Consider the following 20962-nt stretch of genomic DNA (forward strand, 5'->3'; position numbering starts at 1 on the left):
CGCGTCTTCATTTCAAATTACTTGGCCTGCGTCTCGATGGTGATATGGTTGTTGGTGTAGACGCAGATGTCGGCCGCGATTTCCATGGCCTTGCGGGCGATGGTTTCGGCCTTGAGGTCGGTATTCTGTTGCAGGGCGCGGGCCGCCGCCAGGGCGTAGGAGCCGCCCGAGCCGATGGCGGCCACCCCGTCGTCCGGTTCGATGACGTCGCCGGTGCCCGAGATGATCAGGATGTGTTCGCCGTCCGCGGCCAGCAGCATGGCTTCGAGCTTGCGCAGGTACTTGTCCGTACGCCAGTCCTTGGCCAGTTCCACGGCGGCCCGAAGCAGGTTGCCGGAATAGGTCTCGAGCTTGGTCTCGAAACGTTCGGACAGGGTGAAGGCGTCGGCGGTGGCCCCGGCAAAGCCGATGGTCACCTTGTCCTTGTAGATGCGCCGGACCTTGCGGGCCGTGTGCTTCATGGCCACGCTCTGGCCCATGGTCACCTGGCCGTCTCCGGCCACGGCCGTGCCGTTTTCGTCCTTGACCGCTACGATGGTCGTTCCTCTGAGTTCCATGGATTCTCCTTACAGGATGTCTTCGGCGATGCGCGACCAGGTGTAAAAGGCCGTCTCGCCGTGCAGGACCATGACCGCCTCGATGACCAATCCTGCCTCCAGCCCTTGCTTGAGGGTGGTGAGCGCGATGCGCGCCGCGTCTTCGACCGGGTAGCCGTAGACGCCGCAGGAGATGGCCGGGAAGGCCACGGTGCGTATGTCGTGTTGGTGTGCGAGCCGCAGGCTGTTCATGTAGGCGTTGGCCAGCAGCGCGGGTTCGTTGTCGTTGCCGCCGCGCCAAATGGGGCCGACGGTGTGGATGATGTGGGGCGCGGGCAGGTTGAAGCCCGGAGTGATGACCGCCTCACCCGGGGGCAGGGAGCCGATCTTGCGGATGATCTCCCGGCAGGCTGCCTGGAGCGGGCCGATTCCGGCCGCGCGGTGGATGGCTCCGTCCACGCCGCCGCCCCCGGCCAGCCGGGAGTTGGCCGCGTTGACGATGGCGTCCACGGTAAGCCTGGTGATGTCGCCTTCGCGGACCGTGAGCCGTCCGGGGCCTGCGCTCCATGTTTTCTGCATGACGCTTTGATAGGTAATGTCTCTGCGCGAAATGGCAAGGGGGATGGCGCTCGAAAAACTTTCGGCAACCGGTTATCCGTGATAGAGTATAGGTAATGAGCAAGTCCGAAACCATACTCCTTGTGGACGACCAGCCCGAGAACATCAGCATCATGATCGAGGCGCTGCACTCCCTGTATACCCTGCTGGCGGCCACCGACGGGGCCGGGGCGCTCGAGCGCGTGAATGGCGACCCCAAACCGGACCTGGTCCTGCTGGACGTGATGATGCCGGGCATGAGCGGCCACGAGGTCTGCCGCGCGATCAAGGACAACCCGGACACCCAGGACATCCCGGTCATCTTCGTGACCTCCCTGGACGCCCCGGACGACGAGGCCAGGGGGCTGCGCCTCGGGGGCTCGGACTACATCACCAAGCCCATCAGCCCGCCCGTGGTCCAGGCCCGGGTTCGCGCGCACCTCGACCTCAAGCATGCAAGGGAACAGCTGATGCGCCAGAACACGGCCCTGGAGGATCTGGTCCGGGAGCGGACCGCCGAGGTAGTCAAGGCGCAGAAGGAGCGGGTCGAGAGCCTCAAGCACTTTGCCGACGCCATGGCCCACCAGATCCGCAACCCGGTCATGTCCATCGGCGGCATCGCCGGTCTGTTGCTGCGCAAGACCCCGGAGGACAGCCCGCTGGCGACCTATGCCCAGGCCGTGCGCGAGGACAGCCTGCGGCTGGAGAGCCTGGTCGGGGTCATCAGCGAGTACGTGTCCCTGTCCGCCGAGCCGTTCCGGAAGGTCCAGGTCAACGGGCTGGTGGAGGCCGCCCTGAACAAGGCGCGCGGTTACGCCGATTCGTCGGGCCGGGGCCTTGATGTGGACAGCGGATTACAGCCCGCCCTGGTCAAGGTGGACGAGCGGATCATGGTCACGGCCATGGCCGAGATTTTCGTCAACGCCGTGGAGTTCGCCGTGGAGGAACGGGCGAGCCTGACCATCCGGGGCGGGGTGGGGATGTTTGGCGACGAACTGGCCGAGGCCGGGCTGGGCGGTACGCCGGGCCGCCGCTACGGCGTGCGCATCAGCGACGACGGGCCGGGCATAGACAAGGAGGTCCTGCCCTACGTGACCGACCCCTTCTACACCACCAAGGCGCAGGGCGTGGGCATGGGGCTGACCAAGGTCAAGCGGGTCATCTGCGACGAGCACGGCGGGACCCTGCTCATCGAGTCGCCCGCCGCGAACGGTGAAAACCGGCCCCGTCCCGGGACGTCGGTGACCTTCGATCTGCCCCTGGCCTAGGGGCTTCTATTCCTTGATTGCGGGAGCGGGTTCCGCGCCCGGAGCGGCCTCCTGGCCCTCGCCCTTCACCTGGGCGATGGCCTCGGCATAGGCCAGGAACACGTCGTCGCGGTTGATCAGCCCGATGATGTCCGAGGTGTCGGTCTCGGAGACCACCGGAATTTGGCCGTAGTCCGTGTTCACGAAGCGCAGCAGGGCCTGGTACAGGTCGTAGTCCGGGCGGACGTAGACCGGGCGCGACATGAGGTCGCGGACCACCACAAGGTCGTGCAGGTCCTCTTCGAACATCCAGTTGCGCACGTTGTGGATGGAGACCATGCCGACGTACGAGCTGTCCTGGGCGCGCACCGGGAAGTAGAACTGGTCCGAGTGGGCGATGATGTCGGTCAACGCCTTGAGGGTGGTGCCTTCCTCCAGGACGATGACGTCGCCCGGGTTGTAGAAGTCCGCCACGTGCATCTGCTCCAGGATGTTGATGGTCGCGTCCTCGGCGTGGGCCGGGGAGTCGAACTTGTTCTCCACCTGATGCTCGTAGAGCGAGAAGTTGCGGCCGAGCACGATGCACAGGGCCGAGGCGAGCATAAGCGGGGCCAGCAGGCCGTAGCCCTGGGTCAGCTCGGTGACCATGATCAGCGGGCCGATGGGGGCGTTGGCCACGCCCGCGAAGAAGGCGGCCATGCCGACCAGGATATACGCCCCGGGCTGGGTGACGATGTTCGGGAAGAAGTGGTGGCCGATCTTGCCCACCAGGCCGCCGGACATGCCGCCCACGAACAGGGCGGGCGCGAACATGCCGCCGGACATGCCCGAACCGATGGTCACCGAGGTGGCCACGGTCTTGCCGATGATGATGTAGCACATGCCCAGCGCCGGGATCTGGCCGAGGATGGCCAGCTCCAGCCAGCCGTACCCGCCGGACAGGATGCCGCCGGTGACCAACCCCGCGTGCGCGGTGTACGGGTAGAGGATGCCGAGCAGCCCCATGGTCAGTCCGCCCAACCCCATGGACCAGACCAGTCCGATCTTCTCCTTGAGCGGGAAGAAGATGTGGTACTTGATGGTGTAGAAGGTCTTGACGTAGAGCCAGCCCACGGCCGCGCAGACAAAGGCGAGCAGGGCGTAGAAGATCAGTTCGCGCGGATCGTGGAAGGTGAACCGCGGGATGCCGAAGATCGGGTCCGTGCCGTAGAAAAAGGTGAAGATGGAGTAGGAGACCACCGAGCTCATGACCGAGGGCAGGATGGCCTCGGACTCGAAGTCCTCGCGGTAGATGACCTCCACGGCGGTCAACGCGCCGCCCAGCGGGGCCCGGAAGATGGCCCCCAGGCCCCCGGCCGCTCCGGCCAGCAGGAGCATGCGCCGCTCCTTGGCGGACATGTCCAGGATCTTGGCCAGCCAGGAGCCGATGCCCGCGCCCATCTGGGTGATGGGGCCCTCGCGTCCGGCCGAGCCGCCCGAGGCGATGGTCAGGACCGAGCACAATCCCTTGATGATGGCCACCCGGGCCTTGATGATGCCGCCCTGGTTATGGAAGGCGTTGATGGTCGAGTCCGTGCCGTCCGTGCCGCCGTTGATGGTCTCGGGGATGAAGGTCTTGACCAGCCAGCCGGTGAGCAGGGCCGTGCCCGTGGTGAAGGCCGGGATGACCCATGGCCGGTACACGCCCGCCGGGCCCTCGAACAGGCCCTCGCCCGCCGGGTCCGGGGAGACGATGCCCGCCAGCTGGTGCTGGATGAGGAACTTGCCGCTCTCCACCAGCCAGAAAAAGCCCGCGGCCACGAGGCCGGACATGGTCCCGACGACCACGCCGATGACCAGCCACCGAAACGAGGTGACCGTGCGGTACGATTTGACGAAATCCTTCCAGTAATTGATCAGACGGGTGATGGGCATGAAACTTATCGGACCTCCGGGCCCTTGTTGAAATCCGGGTGGGTCAGTTTGATGGCGGCCTCGGGCTGGGCGAGGATCTGGCGGCCCAGCTCCACATCCTTGGCGATGCGCGCCTTGAGTTCGTCCAGGCCGTTGAACTTCTTCTCGTCGCGGATGCGCTGTACGAAGTGGACCCGGATATGGTCCCCGTAGAGATCGCCGGAAAAGTCGAGCAGGTGGGCCTCCACCGAGAGCACGTCGTTGCCGAACGTCGGGTTCAGGCCGATGTTGGCCACGCCTTCGTGCACCGCGCCGTCCACCTCGGCCCAGATGGCGTACACGCCGGGCTTGGGGAAGAGTTCGTCCACCAGCTTGAGGTTGGCCGTGGGGAAGCCGAGCAGCTTGCCGCCCCGGTTCATGCCGTGCACCACTTCGCCCTTGACCTGGTAGAACCGGCCGAGCAGGGGACGCACCGCCCAGACGTGGCCCGCCTGGACCAGGTCGCGGATGCGGGTGGAGGAGACGATGGCGTTGTCGATGGTCACCGGGTCGAGCCGGTCCACGGAAAAGCCGTACTTGTCGCCCAGTTCGCACAGGGTCTCGAAGTTTCCGGCCCGCCCCTTGCCTAGGTGGTAGTCGTAGCCGATGATCATGTCCTTCACGTTCAGGCCGTCCACCAGGTAGGTCTTGACGAACTCCTCGGGGGAGAGCTTGGCCATGTCCATGGTGAACTCGAGCAGCAGGCAGACCTGCGGCCCGTACTGGGAGATCAGCTCGACCTTCTGTTCGGTCAGGGTGATGAAGGGCGGCGTGCGGTCGCTGCGCAAGACCCGCAGCGGATGGGGGTCGAAGGTGACGACCACGCTGATGAGATCCCGGGCCTTGGCGCGCTCGCAGGCCAGCGCGATGAGTTTCTGGTGGCCCTTGTGGACTCCGTCAAAGTTGCCGATGGTCACGCATGACCCGGCGATGACGTCCTGGATATCCTGTATGGTCCGTGCGACGATCATTGTGTTGGGTGTTCCTGTTTGAAAAAAAGAGCAACCTACGCCAAAAGGGCCCGGTGCACAAGGCCGGGCTATTTCCCTATCTCGGCGCGGGCCTGGATGGTCTCCTCGAGGTCCTTTATCCGATCCTTCTGCTCCTGGGTCTGGGCCAGGTCGCGGGCCCGCTGCATGTACTCCCGCGCCTTGTCCAGGCGCATGGAATAGACCGCTGCGTAGGCCAGGTGCAGGTTGCCGCCGAAGGTGTCGCCGGACTCGCCCAGGATCATGCCCAAATGGTGGTGGACCTCCCAGTCCTCGGGCACCAGCTCGTTGACCTTGCGCATGTTCTTGGCCGCCTCGGCGTACTGCTTGGCCTCGGCCTGGAGCCGGGCCAGGTAGAACAGGGCCATGGCGTCGTCCCTGTCCATGATGGCCGCCTTTTGCAGCAGCCCCACGGCGCGGTCGGCCCGGCCGGTCTTGAAATAGAAGATGCCCGCCTCGCGGACCACCAGGGGGTCGTCCTTGTCCAGGGACAGGGCCTTGTCAAAGGCCGCCTGGGCTTCGTCCATGCGCTTGAGCCGCTCAAGGGTGATGCCGCGCCCCACGTAGTCCATGGGCGTGTATTCGCTTTCCTTCTTGTCGTCCCAGTAGGCCAGGGCCGTGTTGGCCGGAGACATGCGCGAGCGGATGAGCACCTGGACCCTCTTCAGCCGGGTGTTGTCGTCCTTGCGCTCCAGAAACGCCTTGGGCATGCGCGCGATGCGGTCGTTGAGATAGGTGATGCGCTCCTCGGTGCCGGGGTGGGTGGACAGGTAGCTCGGCATGTTCGAGCTGTTGTCGTACCACTTGTTTTTGAGCATGATCTCGAAGGTTCCGGGCATGCCCTCGGGGTTGTACCCGGCCTTGACCAGGGAGTTCAGGCCCACGTGGTCCGCCTCGCGCTCGTCCTCCTGGGAGTAGTGCAGCATGGCCGCCGTGGCCACGCCCTGGGAGCCGACCACCAGCGCCTGGCCCGCCTGGGCCGCGTTGCCGCCGCCCCCGGCCACGCCCAGCAGCAGCCCGGCCAGCATGCCCGCCGTGGACAGCAGGGAGATCTTCTTCTGCTTCTCGATGCGGCTGACCACGTGGCGCTGGGAGACGTGCGCCAACTCGTGCGCGATGACCCCGGCCAGTTGCGACTCGGTGTCCACGGACTGGATCAGCCCGGTGAAAATATAGATGTAGCCGCCGGGGATGGCGAAGGCGTTGATCAGCGGGTTGGCGATGACCGCGCTCTTGACGTGGAACGGCATGGGCCGTTTGCCCGTGACCACGCGGGCCACCACGTCGGCCACGTACTTCGTGATGTACGTGTCGCCCACCATGTTCTGCTTGGCGCGGATGATCTGGTCGAAATCGTGGCCCATCTTGTTCTCGTCGCGCAGGGTCATCTTGCCGCCGAACAGATCGAGATCGGCGCGCGCGGTCACGGCCGGGACCAGAACCAACAACACGGCGGCCAGCAAGGCCGGGAATATGGCGAAGGGTGAACGCATGCCGCCATAGTAATCATTTGCCCGCCCAAAGCAACCACCGACCACCCGTTGCACAAGATGTGCAGGGAAGGAATGCCTCCAGCGGCCGGGGGAAGGGAATTCTTTGAGGAAACGTTTGCAAGATGTTCTTGCTTGAGCGTCATGAGCCGTTTGATTGCGGCTTTGTTATTCCGATTTTACGGAGAAACTCCAACAATAAAAAACAGATATAAAAACAAGGCACAAAGCCATATTGGAAACAGCAATGGCAAGAGAAAAACATATCTGCGTTGACATTCCTTGAAGTATACTAATCTTCTGGTGGCTAAAGATATGCACAGATAAATGCAGATCATTGCTCCTAAGACGAATAAATTATAATTCACGATGCTGATGAATTGTGGGTGTAACGAGTCGACGTAGATCAAAAGTGATACACTGGTAAAAATGCTCAAGGTCATCGTTGCAGCCAAAGCCATACAGAATGCTACTGCCCTACGTTTATACTTTTTTACTCCACGTTTCTTTAGGCTGGACGCCATTGGGATTATAAATAACGCGCTCAATGGAAACCACAGTAAGCAAATGACAAGCATGTGTCCGATACTGTGCAACATATTTTCCTCTTTGCGCCACTTCCCGCATGAGGGGAGCTGTGGCTCATGGTTTTTGGGATTTTCCGCATAAAGGCCGCAGAATCTCCGCCAGCCAACTCCTGCCGTCCTCTAACCCCAAACATCTTGTCATGACCTATCCACGTAAGAATACAGAAATGCCGCCGATTCAGTCATGAATCAGCGGCATTACGCATTTTAAGGGAGCGACTCGGGTGCATAGCCCCCGACAGCGGCTCTTTTCATTCGCCGCAAAATCGCCCTCGAATGTCGATTTACTTGCTCATCAAATCCAAAAACTCTCTGTTGTTCTTGGTGCCCTTCATCTTGCCCCGGAGGAACTCCATGGAATCGATGGAGTTCATGGGGGAGAGGAGCTTGCGCAGGATCCAGACGCGGTTGAGCACGTCCTCTTCCAGGAGCAGCTCTTCCTTGCGGGTGCCGGAGCGGTTGATGTCGATGGCCGGGTAGATGCGTTTGTCGGACAGGTGGCGGTCCAGGTAGAGCTCCATGTTGCCGGTGCCCTTGAACTCTTCGAAGATGACCTCGTCCATGCGCGAACCGGTGTCGATGAGCGCGGTGGAGATGATGGTCAGGGAGCCGCCTTCCTCGATGTTGCGGGCCGCGCCGAAGAACCGCTTGGGCCGCTGCAGGGCGTTGGCGTCGATACCGCCGGAGAGCACGCGGCCGGAGGACGGGGTGACCGCGTTGTAGGCCCGGCCGAGCCGGGTGATGGAGTCGAGCAGGATGACCACGTCGCGCTTGCGCTCGACCAGCCGCTTGGCCTTCTCGATGACCATCTCGGCCACCTGGACGTGGCGGGTCGGCGGCTCGTCGAAGGTGGAGGAGACCACCTCGGCCTTGACCGTGCGCTGCATGTCCGTGACCTCCTCGGGCCGCTCATCGATGAGCAGGACGATCAGGTCCACCTCGGGATGGTTGGCGTTGATCGAGTTGGCGATGGTCTGGAGCATGATCGTCTTACCGGTCCGGGGCGGGGCCACGATCACGCCGCGCTGGCCCTTGCCGATGGGCGAGAGCAGGTCGATGATCCGGGCGGAATAGTTCTTGTCGCCGTTTTCGAGCCGCAGCTGCTCCTCGGGGTACAGAGGAGTCAGGTTGTCGAACAGGACCAGGTTCTTGGAGTGCTGCGGGTCCTCGAAGCCGATCTCGGACACGCGCAGCAGGGCGAAATAGCGTTCGCCCTCCTTGGGCGGCCGGATCTGGCCCGAGACCACGTCGCCCTTGCGCAGGCCGAAGCGGCGGATCTGCGAGGGGGAGACGTAGATGTCGTCGGGACCGGCCATGTAGCTGTACATGGGCGAGCGCAGGAATCCGAAGCCGTCGGGCAGGATTTCCAGCACGCCTTCGCCGAATATCTGGCCGTTCTGAGAGGCGCATTGCTGCAGCAGGGCGAAGATGAGCTCCTGCTTGCGCATGGTGCTCGGGTTCTCCACTTCGAAGGACATGGCAAGATCGGTCAGATCCTGCATGGATTTTTGCTTGAGTTCGGTGAGGTTCAGGCTGCCGCCATTGCCGTTTTGTTCCGGCGCGACCTTGGGGGGCTTCTTGCGGGTGGTCTTTTTAGGGGCGCCTTTGCCTTTGCTTTCTGAATCAGTCTTTTTAGTGACCATGTTTGGAAATTCTTGTTGAGGTTGTAGAGATTATGTCAATTCAGACTATGGGATACGATAATTCTATACGGCGTGGCCACCGTGGGGGACGTCAAACACAGGATGTCGCGGATGAACCTTTCCGGGCGGACGGTTCGGGTGTGAGGAAACGGGAGCATACCTCTCGTTGAAGTTGCGCTAACAGCCTCGGGACGTCTCAAAAACCAAGTGGGAGTGGGATGATCTGAAAGCCGCGGTGCGGCACAAGGAGGCAGTTACCTCAAACAGGGGACCTTGACAAGTCCTGCTAGTCGTTTTTCTCCTGCGCGGCGATGACATCGGCGAACATTTCGTTGATGTCGTCCTTGATGGCCTCCTGATCGCGGTCCAGGGAGTAGGCCAGTTCCATGGAGACCAGGCCCATGGCCTGTTCCAGCAGGCGGCGTTCGCCGAACGAGAGTTCCTTGTCTTTTCCGATCAGGAACAGCTCCTTGAGCACGTAGGCCACATCGGCCAGGTCGCCGCTCTTGAGCTTCTCGGAATATTCGCGGTAGCGCCGGTTCCAGTTCTGGCCAGTGTAGCCGGTGAACCCGGTGCGGTCGTTGAGGGATTCGAAGATTTGCTGTCCCACATCGGCAGGGCACACGGAACGAAGACCCACGTTCACGGCGTTGGCAACCGGGACCATGAGGGTGACGTTGTTGCTCAAGATACGGACTATGTAAAAATCGGCTTTTACGCCGCCGATCTCCTGGGATTCGACACGCTCCACGCGTCCCACCCCCTGGGAGGGATACACAACCAATTCATCGACCTTGAACACTTGGACCTCAGTACTTGAAAATACTACAGAATTATACGCGACAGAAAGACATTATATCCAAAAGGCCGGGAAGAGTCCACGATTACTCCGATTCTTCTTCCCGGAGGGAAAAGGCGTTGACGTGCTGCTGGGCAAAGCCCATGCCGCGCCGGAAAAAGATATCCAGGCCCTTGGCCGCGTGCCCGATGATCTCGGGGAGCACCGCCTCGGACCGCGCATCGAAGGATTCCAGGACCCAGTCGGGGATGGGCTTGTACGGGTCTTCGGGACGCCCGATGCCCAGCCGCAGCCTGTTGTAATCCGCTGTGCCGAGCCGCTCCTGGATGGACTTGAGCCCGTTGTGGCCGTTGTCACCGCCGCCCCGCTTGAACTTCATCCTGCCCACGGGCAGGTCCAGTTCGTCGTGGACCACCACCAGATCGGCGGGCTCGATGCCGTGGCGGCCGCAGACCCGGGCCACGGCCTTGCCGGACAGGTTCATGTAGGTCATGGGCTTGACCAGGAGCCGGAAGGCCCCGGCGAACTTGCACCGCCATAGGTCGTAGTCGCCGGACTCTTCTATCTTCTCGAGCCGCATGGACTTGCGTTCATCCGCGAGGTGCAGGAGATGGTCCACCAGCATGAATCCGATGTTGTGCCGGGTGGTCTCGTATTCGGGGCCGGGGTTGCCCAGCCCCACTATGGCGCCTTTGAAGTCCATGAGTCGGGTCCGTTGTCCGCGTGGAGGCCACGCGCTGCGAGATTCAGTCTATCAGTCTCTTCCGCCGGAAGCAAAAAAAATCCCGGAGCACGACATCGCGCTCCGGGATGTGGTGTCGTTGACTGTGCCGGGCTATTCGGCCTCGGACTCTTCGGCGGCCGCTTCGGCAGCCTCTTCGCCCTCTTCTCCCTCGCCGGCATCTTCCTGGATGGCGGTGACGGACAGGACGGCGTAGTTCTCATCGAAGATCGGGGTGACGCCTTCGGGGAAGGCCACGTCCTCGATGTGCACGGAGTCCATGATGTCCATCTCGGTGATGTCGATGACGATGGATTCCGGGATGTCCATGGGCTTGCAGACGACCTCGATGCTGTCGCGGTACTGCTCCAGCACGCCGCCGAGCTTGACGCCCTTGGAATGGCCGGTGATCTCGAAGTGGACGGCGACCTTGAGTTCCTGGGTCAGGTCCACGCCGAAGAAGTCCACGTGCTCGGGCACGCCCTTGACCGGCTCGTTGCGCACGCGCCACAACAGGGCGGGCATGGTCTCGCTCTTGCCGCCGCGCTCCAGGACCAGTTCGAAGACCTGGGCGTTACCAACGGCCGCATAGGCCTTCTGCAGGGGGACCATCTCCACCTTGACCGGGATGTTGGTCCCCTTGGCATCGTAGTATATGCCGGGGACCATGCCGGTGGCACGGAGGCGGCGGTTCGGGCCCTTGCCCAACTCGGTCCGTTCCTGGACGTTCAGTTTCAGCAGTTCTGCCATGATAGTTTCTCCTTGTTACGCCCTGGCCGTCCACCATGGACGGACGCTCGCGCTTTAAATGGTTTCGGCGGCCCGCTTCGGCCGCCATCTCCTCAAAATTTATACGAACAGTACGGACACGGAGGATTCCGTGTGCACGTTGTTGATGGCTTTTGCCAGCAGGGAGGCCACGGAGCGGACCTTGAGTTTGCTGCACTGGTCCTCTTTTTCGCCCAGCGGGATGGTGTCGGTGACGACCACCTCGGAGAAGGCGGACTCCTCCAGACGCTGGCAGGCCGGGCCGGACAGCACCGGGTGCGTGGCGCAGGCCATGACGTCCTTGGCCCCGTTCTCCATGATCACGTTGGCCGCAGCGCACATGGTGCCCGCGGTGTCGATCATGTCGTCGATGACCACGGCCACCTTGCCCTTGACGTCGCCGATGATGTGCATGGCCTTGGCCTGGTTGGGCGCGTCGCGGCGCTTGTCCACGATGGCCAGGGTGGCGCCGAGGCGCTTGGCGTAGGCCCGGGCGCGTTCCACGCCACCCGCGTCCGGGGAGATGATGACGAAGTCGTCGTCGCGGTCGCGCAGCTGCTCGATGAGCACGGGCGCGGCGAAAAGGTTATCCACCGGACAGTTGAAGAAGCCCTGGATCTGGCCCGCGTGCAGGTCGATGGTCACCAGCCGCTGCATGCCCGCGGTGGACAGCAGGTCGGCCACGAGCTTGGCGGAGATGGGCGCTCTGGGCACGACCTTGCGGTCCTGCCGGGCGTAGCCGAAGTAGGGAACCACGGCGGTCACGCGGGACGCGCTGGCGCGCTTGAGCGCGTCGAGCATAAGGCACAGCTCCATGAGGTGGAAGTTGACCGGGGAACAGGTGGGCTGGACGACAAAGACGTCGTCGCCCCGGACGTTCTCGCCGATCTCGATGCGGATCTCGCCGTCGGAAAAGCGTTCCCGGAGGACCGGGGAGGCCTTGGTGCCGAGATGCTCGCAAATGGCCTCGGCCAGTTTCGGGCTGGATGATCCGCTGATGATCTTCAATTCGCCGTGCATGAGACTACCCTCTGTGCGATCTTTTTTAATTTTTGGCTGGGGCGGGAGGATTCGAACCCCCGAATGTCAGGACCAAAACCTGATGTCTTACCACTTGACGACGCCCCAGCAAAAAATGTCGATAAGCGGCCGATCGCTTTGTTGCTGCGCGGAAATCAGACCCTTGCGTATTAAGATACGCGGCGGTCCTGATTTCCGCTTGCGCCTCGCGCTCGACCACTTCTCGACATTTTTTGCCCTGCTCCATTTTGGGGGAGCGCCGTCTCGTTTGCTTGCTTTGCATGCAACCTCGTTGGCTGGGGGCTGTCGGTGAGCGGTCTGCGCTCGGTTGACCTTTCGATGTGGCCCTTGCGGGTGTCGCTGAATGGGGTGGCTCCCGGCGCTTTCTGCGGCGGGGGCGGCGACGTCGAATCGGTCCGGCCCTTATCCGGTTTCATGCCCTAGGGGCAGTCCACCTGAAAAATTTCAATTCCCTTTTTTTCGAGAGCCTGGACTGCGGACGTGGCAGAACCCCTGTCCCGAAATATGCCGAACAGGGAGGCTCCCGAGCCGCTCATGGCGGCGTGTTCGGCCCCGTGTGTGAGGAGTGTCTGCTTGATATCCCGAAGGGATGGGTGCTCCTCGAAGACGATCGGCTCGAAGTCGTTCGTCATCTCCCGGGGCGAAACGGGAGAAGGATTCTTAGTATCCCCCATGTCGGATGTCAAGGATTCATGGGAAACACCCATGGCGTATTTTTTGTCCCAGGCGCGGAATGCCCAGGCCGTGTCCACGTGGATGTCCGGGCAGGCCAGGATTAGCGTCGCGCCGGAGAGGTCCACCTCGGCCGGGGTCAGTTCCTCGCCGATGCCGCCCGCCCAGGCCGGACCGTCCAGGAGGAAGAAGGGCACGTCGGCCCCGAGATTCGCGGCCAGGCCGATCAGGGCCTGCAGGGGCAGACCCTTGTCCCCGGCCTCCTGGTTGAGCCACTTGAGCAGGGCGGCCGCATCGGAGCTGCCGCCGCCCAGGCCGCCGCCCATGGGGATGCGCTTGGTCAGGGCCACGAAGATGCCGGGGCGAAAGCCGGTGGCCTCGCCGAACGCCTTCCACGCCTTATAAAGGATGTTGGAGGTGGTCTCCAGTTCCGGGCGCTCGGCGCAACGGATGTAGAAGTCGTGATCCGGGCTGGGCATGACCTCTATGAGGTCGCAGGGCAGGGGGACCGGATAGAAGAGCGTGCGCAGCTCGTGGTAGCCGTCGTCCCGCAGACCGAGGATTTCGAGGTGCAGGTTAATCTTGGCCGGAGCGATGAGGGTGGCTGCTTGCATGGGTATAAAAAAAGGGGGGCTCCCTGAGGAGCCCCCCGGTTGATGAATGGCTTACTTGTTGTCCAGGGGAAGGGCGACGAAGCTGTTGCGTCCCTGCCGCTTGACCAGGAGCATGACCGCGCCGCGCTTTTCGGCGCTCTTGATCACGCCGTTCAGGTCGGAAACGGAGTTCACGTCCTGCTGGTTGGCCTGGAGGATGACGTCGCCCTGGCGAATGCCTTCCTCGCCCGCGGGCGTGTTGGGATCGACGTCGACGACGAGCAGGCCCTGGGTCTTGTCCAGGCCCAGCGCCTGGGCTTCCTGGTCGCTGATCGGCTTGAGCGCCATGCCGAGCACGGTGGCGGCCTGTCCCTGATCCTGCTGGTTCGGGCCCATGGCGGCCATGGACTTTTCATTGCGCTCGCCCAGGGTGACGGTGCGGGTCACCTTTTCGCCGTTGCGCCACAGCACGAGGTTCGCCTTGTCGCCGGGAGCCAGGCCCGCGATCTTCTTGAGCAGGTCGTTGTTGTCCTCGACCTTCTTGCCGTTGACCTCGATGATCACGTCGCCCTGCTTGACGCCGCCCTTGTCGGCCGGAGCGCCCTTGCCCACGGAGGCGACCAGCGCGCCGGTGGGGTCAGGCAGGCCCAGGGCCTTGGCCTGGGTCTCGCTGACCTGCTGGATGGTCACGCCGAGCCAGCCGCGCTGGGGCGTCTTGCCTTCCTTGAGCAGGGCGATGACCTTGGCGGCCTGGGTGGCCGGGATGGCGAAGCCGATGTTGTCGGCGTTGGGGTTGATGGCCGTATTGATGCCGATGACCTCGCCGTCCATGTTCAGAAGCGGACCGCCGGAGTTGCCGGGGTTGATGGACGCGTCGGTCTGCAGGAAGTTGTCGAACGGGCCCGCGCCGATGATCCGGTGCTTGGCCGATATGATGCCCGCGGTGACCGTATTGTCCAGGCCGAAGGGGTTGCCGATGGCCAGCACCCATTCGCCCACCTGGATGTCGTCGGAGTCGCCGAACTTCAGGGTCGGCAGGGAGTGGTCGGCCTTGATGCGGATGACGGCCAGGTCGGTTTCCTGGTCCGCGCCCACCACTTCAGCCGGGTATTCCTTCTTGTCGTCCTGGAAGCGCACGGTCACCTTGTCCGCGCCGTTGATGACGTGGTTGTTGGTGACGATGAGCCCGTCGGAAGAGATGACGAAGCCGGAGCCCTGGCCGAGCATCTTGCGCGGCTGCTGTCCCTGCGGGCCGAAGAACTGGTCGAACCGCTTGAAGAACTCGTGGAACGGGTGTCCTTCGGGAACCTGCTGCCGGAACTGCTCCATGCTCGGGCCCTTGGTGGTTTTTTCCGTGGAGATGAAGACCACGGCCTTGCCCGCCTCCGCAGCCAGCTCCGTGAACACGGGCAGGTCGCGCGCCTGTGCAATAACCGGCACAGACAGCACAAGGGTCAGGACAAGGATGAGAAGATTAACCTTACGATTCATATTTGCCTCCATACAGGATGCGGAAAACAGGATGGCGGCTCGCACCGCCTCTCCCGTATATAGCCCTTTTTTTCCCATTGTAAATAGTGTGCCCGAAATTGCACACGCATTTGGGGCGGAAAGCGCGGCCCCGATCTCGCTTCAGCCCGTGCCGAGACGCGGGCGACGGGTCCTCATGCGTGACGAAAGGCTTGCCTTTTCACCCGCCATTGGCTAGGAACGATTCCCCGGCACCTGCCGGAACGTGCCCCCATAGCTCAGGTGGATAGAGCACAGGATTCCTAATCCTGGTGCCGCGTGTTCGAATCGCGCTGGGGGCACCACGGATATTTCAAAGGGGGCGGTCCATGGACCGCCCCCTTTGCTTATGCACCGCACCACCCGTCGGGCCGCCGTTCCTTCAAAACCCTTCAGGAGAGGGCTCAAATGAAACGACATCCAGTGGAAATTCAGATTGAAAAGGCCGACAAGGCGATCGTTGCCGAAGATTTCGATACGTTGCTCGACATCTATACGGAGGATGCGGTCCTGGTCATAGAGCCGGGCCGCACCGTCCGGGGGAAAGAGGGAATCCGCAAGGCGTTCGAAGCGATCGCCGCTTATTTTCGGCATGGCCTTGAGGTCAGGCAGAACGGCATGGAGATCCTGGAATCGGGACGGATCGCCCTGGTCCACGCCAATACGGTGGTCTCCGCGCCCGAATCGCCGGAAACCGAGCGCAAGGCCGTGTATGTCTTTCACAAGGATGACGACGGGACATGGCGGTGCGCCATCGACAACTCATACGGAAACGAGATCGTGCCCTGCGACGCGGCGTGCTAGGCAAAGGCCATGGGCTGCCGAGCCGCTTCCTACGGCGCGTGGACTGAAACCCGCTTTCATTCGAAAGCGGGTTTTTTCGTGCTCGTTCGCGTCGTGGTCAATTCGCCTTTCCGCCGTCGGGCAACAGCGTGTGGTTGAGGCTGGCGAAGCCTCCCTGGACCGGGTGCAGCGGGAATTGGTTCTTGGCCAGGAAGTATATCCTCCAGCCTGTCGATTCCGCGTCGGTGGCGGACCGGTCCGCGTCGCCGCGTTCCGTGACGATGACGTCGGCGATGTTGAACAGCGCGTAGTACGCCTTTCCGAGCGTGGCCGCGTCGTTCTTGTCCACGCGCAGAAACGGCTTGAACGGATCGCTCTCGTTTTTCAGATGCGCCCGGATGGCGCTCGTGTCGGCCTTGTACTGGTTGTTGGCGTAGTCCATCGGGAACATGTCATAGGATTTCCAGGTCTTCTTGCTGTCATCGTAGGTGAAGGACTCCACGAAGACCTTGCCCAGGTCCCGCAGGTCCGCGTTCACGGTCAGGCAGCTCGCCGGAGTGGTCACGGAGAAGATCGCGCCCCCGGCCTCGGCGGACGGGCGGGCGGCGCCGCCCCTGATAAGGAAGATGAAATAGAATGTGATCACGACCGACAACCCGAAACCGGCCCATTGGGCGATCTGCGGGGGAATGGCCTTGGCCAGGTCAGGGACCGCCGCGCTGGCCAGGGGCGACGTCCCGAGCAGGCAGAGGAACAGGAGCGAAAGGACATTGAGGTGAAACAGGCTCAGACCTGGAAGAGCGCGTTGGAGAAACTTTTCTATCTGCGACAGCATGCGGTTCCCTCCTTGGCATCTTATGGGGGCGTTGTTCCGTCTTTGCGTACCGGATAACACATTTCAAGGCGGGGACAAATACCTATTCACAGGCAGGGCGGTTCCCGCAGCCGATGGGGTTGGCCGGGCAAAAGCCAGGGGCGGCCCGAGGCGACCGCGCAGGCCGTGACGGCGGACGTCCGTTTTTTAAGCGAATGCGGTGTTTCGCGGTGGGGGACGAACGAGGGGCCCGTCGCTTCCGCTGAGCGGGCCCCTGTCCGTTGGTTACGCGGTATAGGCGTGGATCACATGGACCGGGTCGCTGACGCCGCGCGTTTCGAGGAAATGGCGATCGTCCTGCGGACGCCAGTCCCGGCGGATGCTCTCCGCGCCCATGGGGCCGGTGAAGCCCGCCTGTTCCAGAAGTTGGAGCAGGAAGCCGGGCCGCTCGAATTCGTGCAGCTCCAGCCAGCCGCGTACGGCCTTGGTGGGGAACCAGCGGTCGGACACGCCGATCAGGATGACGCCGCCCGGAGCGAGGCGCGAGCGCACGCTTCGCAGGACGGTCAGAGGATCGGTCAGGTATTCCACGGACAGGCTCAGGATCACCGCGTCGAACGGGCCCTGCGCCGGGATTTCCGGGTCGCGGTTCAGGTCGTGGACCAGGTGTTCGGCCAGGGCCGGGTTGCGGATCATCTCCTCGTCGTTCATGCCCAAGCCGGTGACGCGCAGGCCGAGGCCGGTGGGCAGATGCGACTGGACGCTGCTCATCAGGTCGAGCACCGCCATGTCCGGCCGCAGGTGTCGGGCGTACAGGGCCGTCAGGTTTTCGCTTGCGCGGGCGTCCACGTGGCCGACGATGCGCGGCCTGGCGTAGAAGCGCGCATCGTCATCGTCCGGGCGGTCGAGGAATCCGTCGGCCATGAAGGCGGTGGGGCCGGAGGCGAGGCGGGCCTGCATGCCCGGTCCGTTGTCGCACAGCTCCTCGCCCCAGTGGAAAAGAAGACCGCCCGTGTCGGAGATCTTGTCCTGCACGGTCTGGAGGGTGGCGGTCAGGGTCAGGGGGAGTCCGGCCAGCGGATGGTTGCGGTCCACGGTCATGGTTCGGTCGTCCAGAGCCGTGACCCGCGCCGGGGTCATGGTCCCGGGGAAAACCCCGGTCAGGTCCGAGAACAGGCCCTGCGGATAGAATCTTCCGACGCGGGGACGCACGCGCCTCCCGCCGACCACGGGGCCGTTGAAGCGGTCGGTTCCGATGACGCCGATCAGCGAGTCGCTACGGCCCGGGATCAGCTCGCCGGGCGCGTAGTCCACCCGCACGGAGTCGCCTTCGGACTTGCCCTCAAGCAGCTCATTCAGGCGCGGGGGGAAGATGTCGCGCCAGGCGTTGACCCGGCGGGCGACGATGTGGTCGGTGAACGTCCGGTCTCCGTCGCGCCAGTCGAGGACCAATTCCATGATAGCCAGTGCGTTGCTTCCGAAACGAGTCAATTCATCCTTCAGTGCTCACTCTGAATTGAGTTCAAAGGTTTATGGGACGCGGATGTGCCCCGTCCATGAAGGATAAGTATTCGAAAAGGGTGTGGCAACCGCTCCCGCGCGCTTGCGGGGCGGACGCCTTGTCTAGGGGCAGGTGTGGCCGATGGACGGGACCGTGGGCAGGGTGAAGGTGAAGACGCTGCCCTTGCCCAGGGTGGATTCCACGCGGATGATACCGCCGTAGTGCTCGACGATCTCCTTGCAGATGGCCAGCCCAAGGCCGGTGCCCTGAGCCTCGTTGCGCACTGTGTCGCCCAGGCGGGACTTGTGGAATTTCTCGAAGATGTAGCCCAGTTCGTCTTCCGGGATGCCCGTGCCGGTGTCGCTTACGGACACGGTCAGCAGGCCGTCCTGCTCGCGCATGGCCACGGTGACGCTGCCCTGCCGGGTGAACTTGTAGGCGTTGTTCAGCAGGTTGATGAGCAATTGCTTGATCTTGTCCGGGTCCGCCTGGATGCGCCGGTCGGTCTCGGGCAGGACCGTGACCAGCTCGACGCCCTTGGAGCCGTTGAAGCCGCCCGCGGCCGAGGCCACGGCGTCGCGGATGATCTCCGCCGGGTTGAGGTTGTCGTCGTTCCAGCACGCCTTGCCCGATTCGATGCGGTTGATGTCCAGAAAGTCGTTGATCAGCCGGGTCAGCCGTTCGCCCTCGGTGTCGATGATCCCCAGGTTGCTCTGGATGCGCGTGCCCTTGGCCGACAGCGTCTCGCCCTCGGCCAGGGGCATGAAGTGGCGGGAAAAGTCCTTGGCGCAGAGCTTGGCGAACCCCCGGATGGAGGTCAGCGGGGTGCGCAGTTCGTGAGAGACCGACGAAACCATGGACGACTTGATCTCGTCCAGGGTCATCAGCCGCCGGTTGGCTTCCTCCAGCTCCGCCTTGCGGGCCTCGATCTCGGCGGTGCGCTGCTCGACCTTGTCCTCCAGCTCCTCGTTGAGCCGGGTCAGGGCCTCCTCGATGGTCTTGCGCTCGATGGCCATGGCCACCTGCTCGGACACGGCGGTCAGGAAGGTGACGGCCTCGCCTGTATACTGCTTGGGGTTGGCGTAGTCCTGCACGGCCATGGCCCCGACGACGCGGTCGCCCTGCCGCAGCGGCACGCCCAGCCAGGCGGCCGGCGGGGTGCCGATGACCCCGATGTCGGCCATCCGGGCCTCGACGTCCGGGTCGGCCTGCGAGAGGTACAGGGGCGCGGCGGTCCGGAAGACGTGGATGGTCAGGCTGCTCTGCCCCGGGTCGCTGATGTTGGGGATGTCGAAATAGTCGTCCATCTCGTCCTGGAAGTAGACGAAGCGGAGCATGTCCTTTTCCTCGTCCCGCATGGCGATGAAGAAATTTTCGGCCTCGATGACATCGCCGATGATGGCGTGGATGGTCTGGTAGAGCTCCCGCAGGTCGCGGGTGGTGTTGACCGCCGTGGAGATGGCGTACAGGGCGTGGGTAGTGCGCTCGTTGAACTTGCGCTGGGTGATGTCCGTGTGGGACCCGGAAATACGGTAGACGTTGCCGTTCTCGTCCCGGCTGCTGCCGCCCCGGCCGAGAATCCAGCGGATGGAGCCGTCCTTGTGTATCTGGCGGAACTCCACCTGGAACTGCTCGACCTTGCCGTCTATGCACTCCTTGTTGGCGGCCAGGGCCCGTTCGCGGTCGTCCGGGTGCACGCTCTTCAGCCAGGAGTCCAAGTGGTTGGGGAACTCCTCCTCGGTGTAGCCGAGAATCTCCCGGTAGCGGGGCGAGTAGAAGCATTCGTCGCTGTCCAGGTACCAGTCCCAGAGGCCGTCGTTGGCGCCTCGGGCCATGAGCTGGTAGCGCTCCTCGCTCTTACGCAGGGCTCGCAGGGCCTCGTCCCGTTCGGTGACGTCGATGAGGGAGCAGACCCGGTCGTCCGTGCCGGGCACGTTGCGGATGAAAAGATGGATACGCCGGATGTCGCCGCCGAAGGTCAGGAAGTCGAATTCATATTCCGAGGGCGGGTTACCGATCTTCTTGTCGCGCATTTCCTGGTATTGTTTCATGCGCTCCCGCTCCGCCGGCGGCACGAAATCCATCCAGGTCTTCTTGCCCTCGATATCCTCCCGAGCGCATCCGGACATGACGCAGAACTGGGAGTTGCAGCTCTTGATGGTCGCGCCGTCCCCCAGCAGGGCCATGGCCGTGCCCGTGGTCTCGAACAGGGTGCGGTAATGGCTCTCGCTCTTGCGCAGGGCGTCCTCCACCTGGCGGATTTCGGATACGTCGATGACCACGCCGCGTACGCCGATGATCTTTTCGCCGCTTGTGATGGGCTGGGAATAGACCTTGATGGGCAGGGCGGTGCCGTCCTTGCGCACGGCCATGTATTCCTCGTGCTCGAAGCGCTTCCCGGACAGGAGCCGGGCCAGGTTCCGACGGACGCGATCGATGGAGTCGGGATGGATGATGTCGGGCAGCGTGAGCCCGGCCCGGATGTCGGCCTCGGTGTAGCCGAAGTTTTCCAGGGCGTGGCGGTTGGCGAATCGGAAGGACCCTTCCAGGTCCATTTCGAAGATGAACAGGGGGAGGTCGTCGGCAACGAAACAACCCGCTTCGACGCGCACGTCGTCGAGCAGGGCGCGAAGGTGGTCAAGCTCCTCGATGAGCTCTTCTTTGGTCTTGCGTTCGTCGCCGATCATGCATTCTCCTGAGGGCCCGGTCAAATTACCGGGGGGCCGTAAAAGAATCAATG

General features: G+C 63.1%; 17 protein-coding genes and 2 tRNA genes. 3 read left to right on the forward strand and 16 right to left on the reverse strand.

What is annotated here, in order from left to right; genetic code table 11:
• Positions 1 to 17: 17 nt before the first annotated feature.
• Both hslV and ACR42D_RS04975 read right to left on the reverse strand, forming a co-directional pair.
• A complete protein-coding gene (gene hslV, locus ACR42D_RS04970; RefSeq protein ID WP_319581994.1) occupies positions 18 to 557 on the reverse strand; it encodes an ATP-dependent protease subunit HslV in 540 nt (179 codons plus the stop codon).
• A 9-nt stretch (positions 558 to 566) separates the two neighbouring features.
• Positions 567 to 1115: an O-acetyl-ADP-ribose deacetylase gene (locus ACR42D_RS04975; RefSeq protein WP_484565762.1), complete on the reverse strand. Its 549-nt coding sequence runs from the start codon at positions 1113 to 1115 to the stop codon at positions 567 to 569.
• Between the two features lie 95 nt (positions 1116 to 1210).
• Here ACR42D_RS04975 and ACR42D_RS04980 point away from each other — a divergent pair, with 95 nt between their 5' ends.
• Positions 1211 to 2401: a response regulator gene (locus ACR42D_RS04980; RefSeq protein WP_484565763.1), complete on the forward strand. Its 1191-nt coding sequence runs from the start codon at positions 1211 to 1213 to the stop codon at positions 2399 to 2401.
• A gap of 6 nt (positions 2402 to 2407) precedes the next feature.
• Here ACR42D_RS04980 and ACR42D_RS04985 read toward each other — a convergent pair whose 3' ends face one another.
• The 11 genes from ACR42D_RS04985 to ACR42D_RS05035 all read right to left on the reverse strand — a co-directional run bounded on the left by ACR42D_RS04985 (position 2408) and on the right by ACR42D_RS05035 (position 15106).
• Entirely contained in the window at positions 2408 to 4294 is a 1887-nt protein-coding gene (locus ACR42D_RS04985) for a chloride channel protein (protein ID WP_484565764.1), read from the reverse strand.
• Positions 4295 to 4299: 5 nt separating this feature from the next.
• Positions 4300 to 5283 carry a bifunctional riboflavin kinase/FAD synthetase gene (locus tag ACR42D_RS04990; protein WP_484565765.1) on the reverse strand — a complete coding sequence of 328 codons (984 nt, stop codon included), beginning with the start codon at positions 5281 to 5283 and terminating at the stop codon, positions 4300 to 4302.
• A gap of 68 nt (positions 5284 to 5351) precedes the next feature.
• A complete protein-coding gene (locus ACR42D_RS04995) occupies positions 5352 to 6794 on the reverse strand; it encodes a M48 family metalloprotease (RefSeq protein WP_484565766.1) in 1443 nt (480 codons plus the stop codon).
• Positions 6795 to 7662: 868 nt separating this feature from the next.
• Entirely contained in the window at positions 7663 to 8910 is a 1248-nt protein-coding gene (gene rho, locus ACR42D_RS05000; protein WP_484568438.1) for a transcription termination factor Rho, read from the reverse strand.
• A gap of 397 nt (positions 8911 to 9307) precedes the next feature.
• Positions 9308 to 9823: a CarD family transcriptional regulator gene (locus ACR42D_RS05005; protein ID WP_484565767.1), complete on the reverse strand. Its 516-nt coding sequence runs from the start codon at positions 9821 to 9823 to the stop codon at positions 9308 to 9310.
• 82 nt (positions 9824 to 9905) lie between these two features.
• Positions 9906 to 10523, reverse strand: coding sequence for an aminoacyl-tRNA hydrolase (pth, locus tag ACR42D_RS05010; protein ID WP_484565768.1), 618 nt, complete (start codon positions 10521 to 10523; stop codon positions 9906 to 9908).
• Positions 10524 to 10655: 132 nt separating this feature from the next.
• A complete protein-coding gene (locus ACR42D_RS05015; RefSeq protein ID WP_484565769.1) occupies positions 10656 to 11291 on the reverse strand; it encodes a 50S ribosomal protein L25 in 636 nt (211 codons plus the stop codon).
• A 99-nt stretch (positions 11292 to 11390) separates the two neighbouring features.
• The gene (locus ACR42D_RS05020) at positions 11391 to 12329 is read right to left on the reverse strand and encodes a ribose-phosphate diphosphokinase (protein ID WP_484565770.1); all 939 of its coding nucleotides are present in this window, start codon (positions 12327 to 12329) and stop codon (positions 11391 to 11393) included.
• 33 nt (positions 12330 to 12362) lie between these two features.
• Positions 12363 to 12437, reverse strand: a tRNA-Gln gene (locus ACR42D_RS05025).
• A 332-nt stretch (positions 12438 to 12769) separates the two neighbouring features.
• Positions 12770 to 13636 carry a 4-(cytidine 5'-diphospho)-2-C-methyl-D-erythritol kinase gene (gene ispE, locus ACR42D_RS05030; protein WP_484565771.1) on the reverse strand — a complete coding sequence of 289 codons (867 nt, stop codon included), beginning with the start codon at positions 13634 to 13636 and terminating at the stop codon, positions 12770 to 12772.
• Between the two features lie 51 nt (positions 13637 to 13687).
• Positions 13688 to 15106, reverse strand: a complete 1419-nt coding sequence (locus tag ACR42D_RS05035) for a Do family serine endopeptidase (RefSeq protein ID WP_484565772.1) — start codon at positions 15104 to 15106, stop codon at positions 13688 to 13690.
• Between the two features lie 246 nt (positions 15107 to 15352).
• On the opposite strand from ACR42D_RS05035, the gene ACR42D_RS05040 reads away from it, so the two are divergent.
• A tRNA-Arg gene (locus tag ACR42D_RS05040) sits at positions 15353 to 15429 on the forward strand.
• A gap of 103 nt (positions 15430 to 15532) precedes the next feature.
• Positions 15533 to 15928: a YybH family protein gene (locus tag ACR42D_RS05045; RefSeq protein WP_484565773.1), complete on the forward strand. Its 396-nt coding sequence runs from the start codon at positions 15533 to 15535 to the stop codon at positions 15926 to 15928.
• Between the two features lie 97 nt (positions 15929 to 16025).
• On the opposite strand, the gene ACR42D_RS05050 is transcribed toward ACR42D_RS05045, so the two are convergent.
• From ACR42D_RS05050 to ACR42D_RS05060, 3 genes are all read right to left on the reverse strand, one after another.
• Positions 16026 to 16742: a hypothetical protein gene (locus ACR42D_RS05050; RefSeq protein WP_484565774.1), complete on the reverse strand. Its 717-nt coding sequence runs from the start codon at positions 16740 to 16742 to the stop codon at positions 16026 to 16028.
• 264 nt (positions 16743 to 17006) lie between these two features.
• Positions 17007 to 18212 carry a methyltransferase domain-containing protein gene (locus tag ACR42D_RS05055; protein WP_484565775.1) on the reverse strand — a complete coding sequence of 402 codons (1206 nt, stop codon included), beginning with the start codon at positions 18210 to 18212 and terminating at the stop codon, positions 17007 to 17009.
• A gap of 132 nt (positions 18213 to 18344) precedes the next feature.
• Complete coding sequence (locus tag ACR42D_RS05060; RefSeq protein WP_484565776.1) at positions 18345 to 20909, reverse strand: PAS domain S-box protein; 2565 nt, start codon at positions 20907 to 20909, stop codon at positions 18345 to 18347.
• Positions 20910 to 20962 lie beyond the last annotated feature (53 nt).

Source organism: Pseudodesulfovibrio sp. lm2024 (genome assembly GCF_051175575.1).
In the GTDB taxonomy this organism is placed as follows: Bacteria; Desulfobacterota; Desulfovibrionia; order Desulfovibrionales; family Desulfovibrionaceae; genus Pseudodesulfovibrio; species Pseudodesulfovibrio caledoniensis.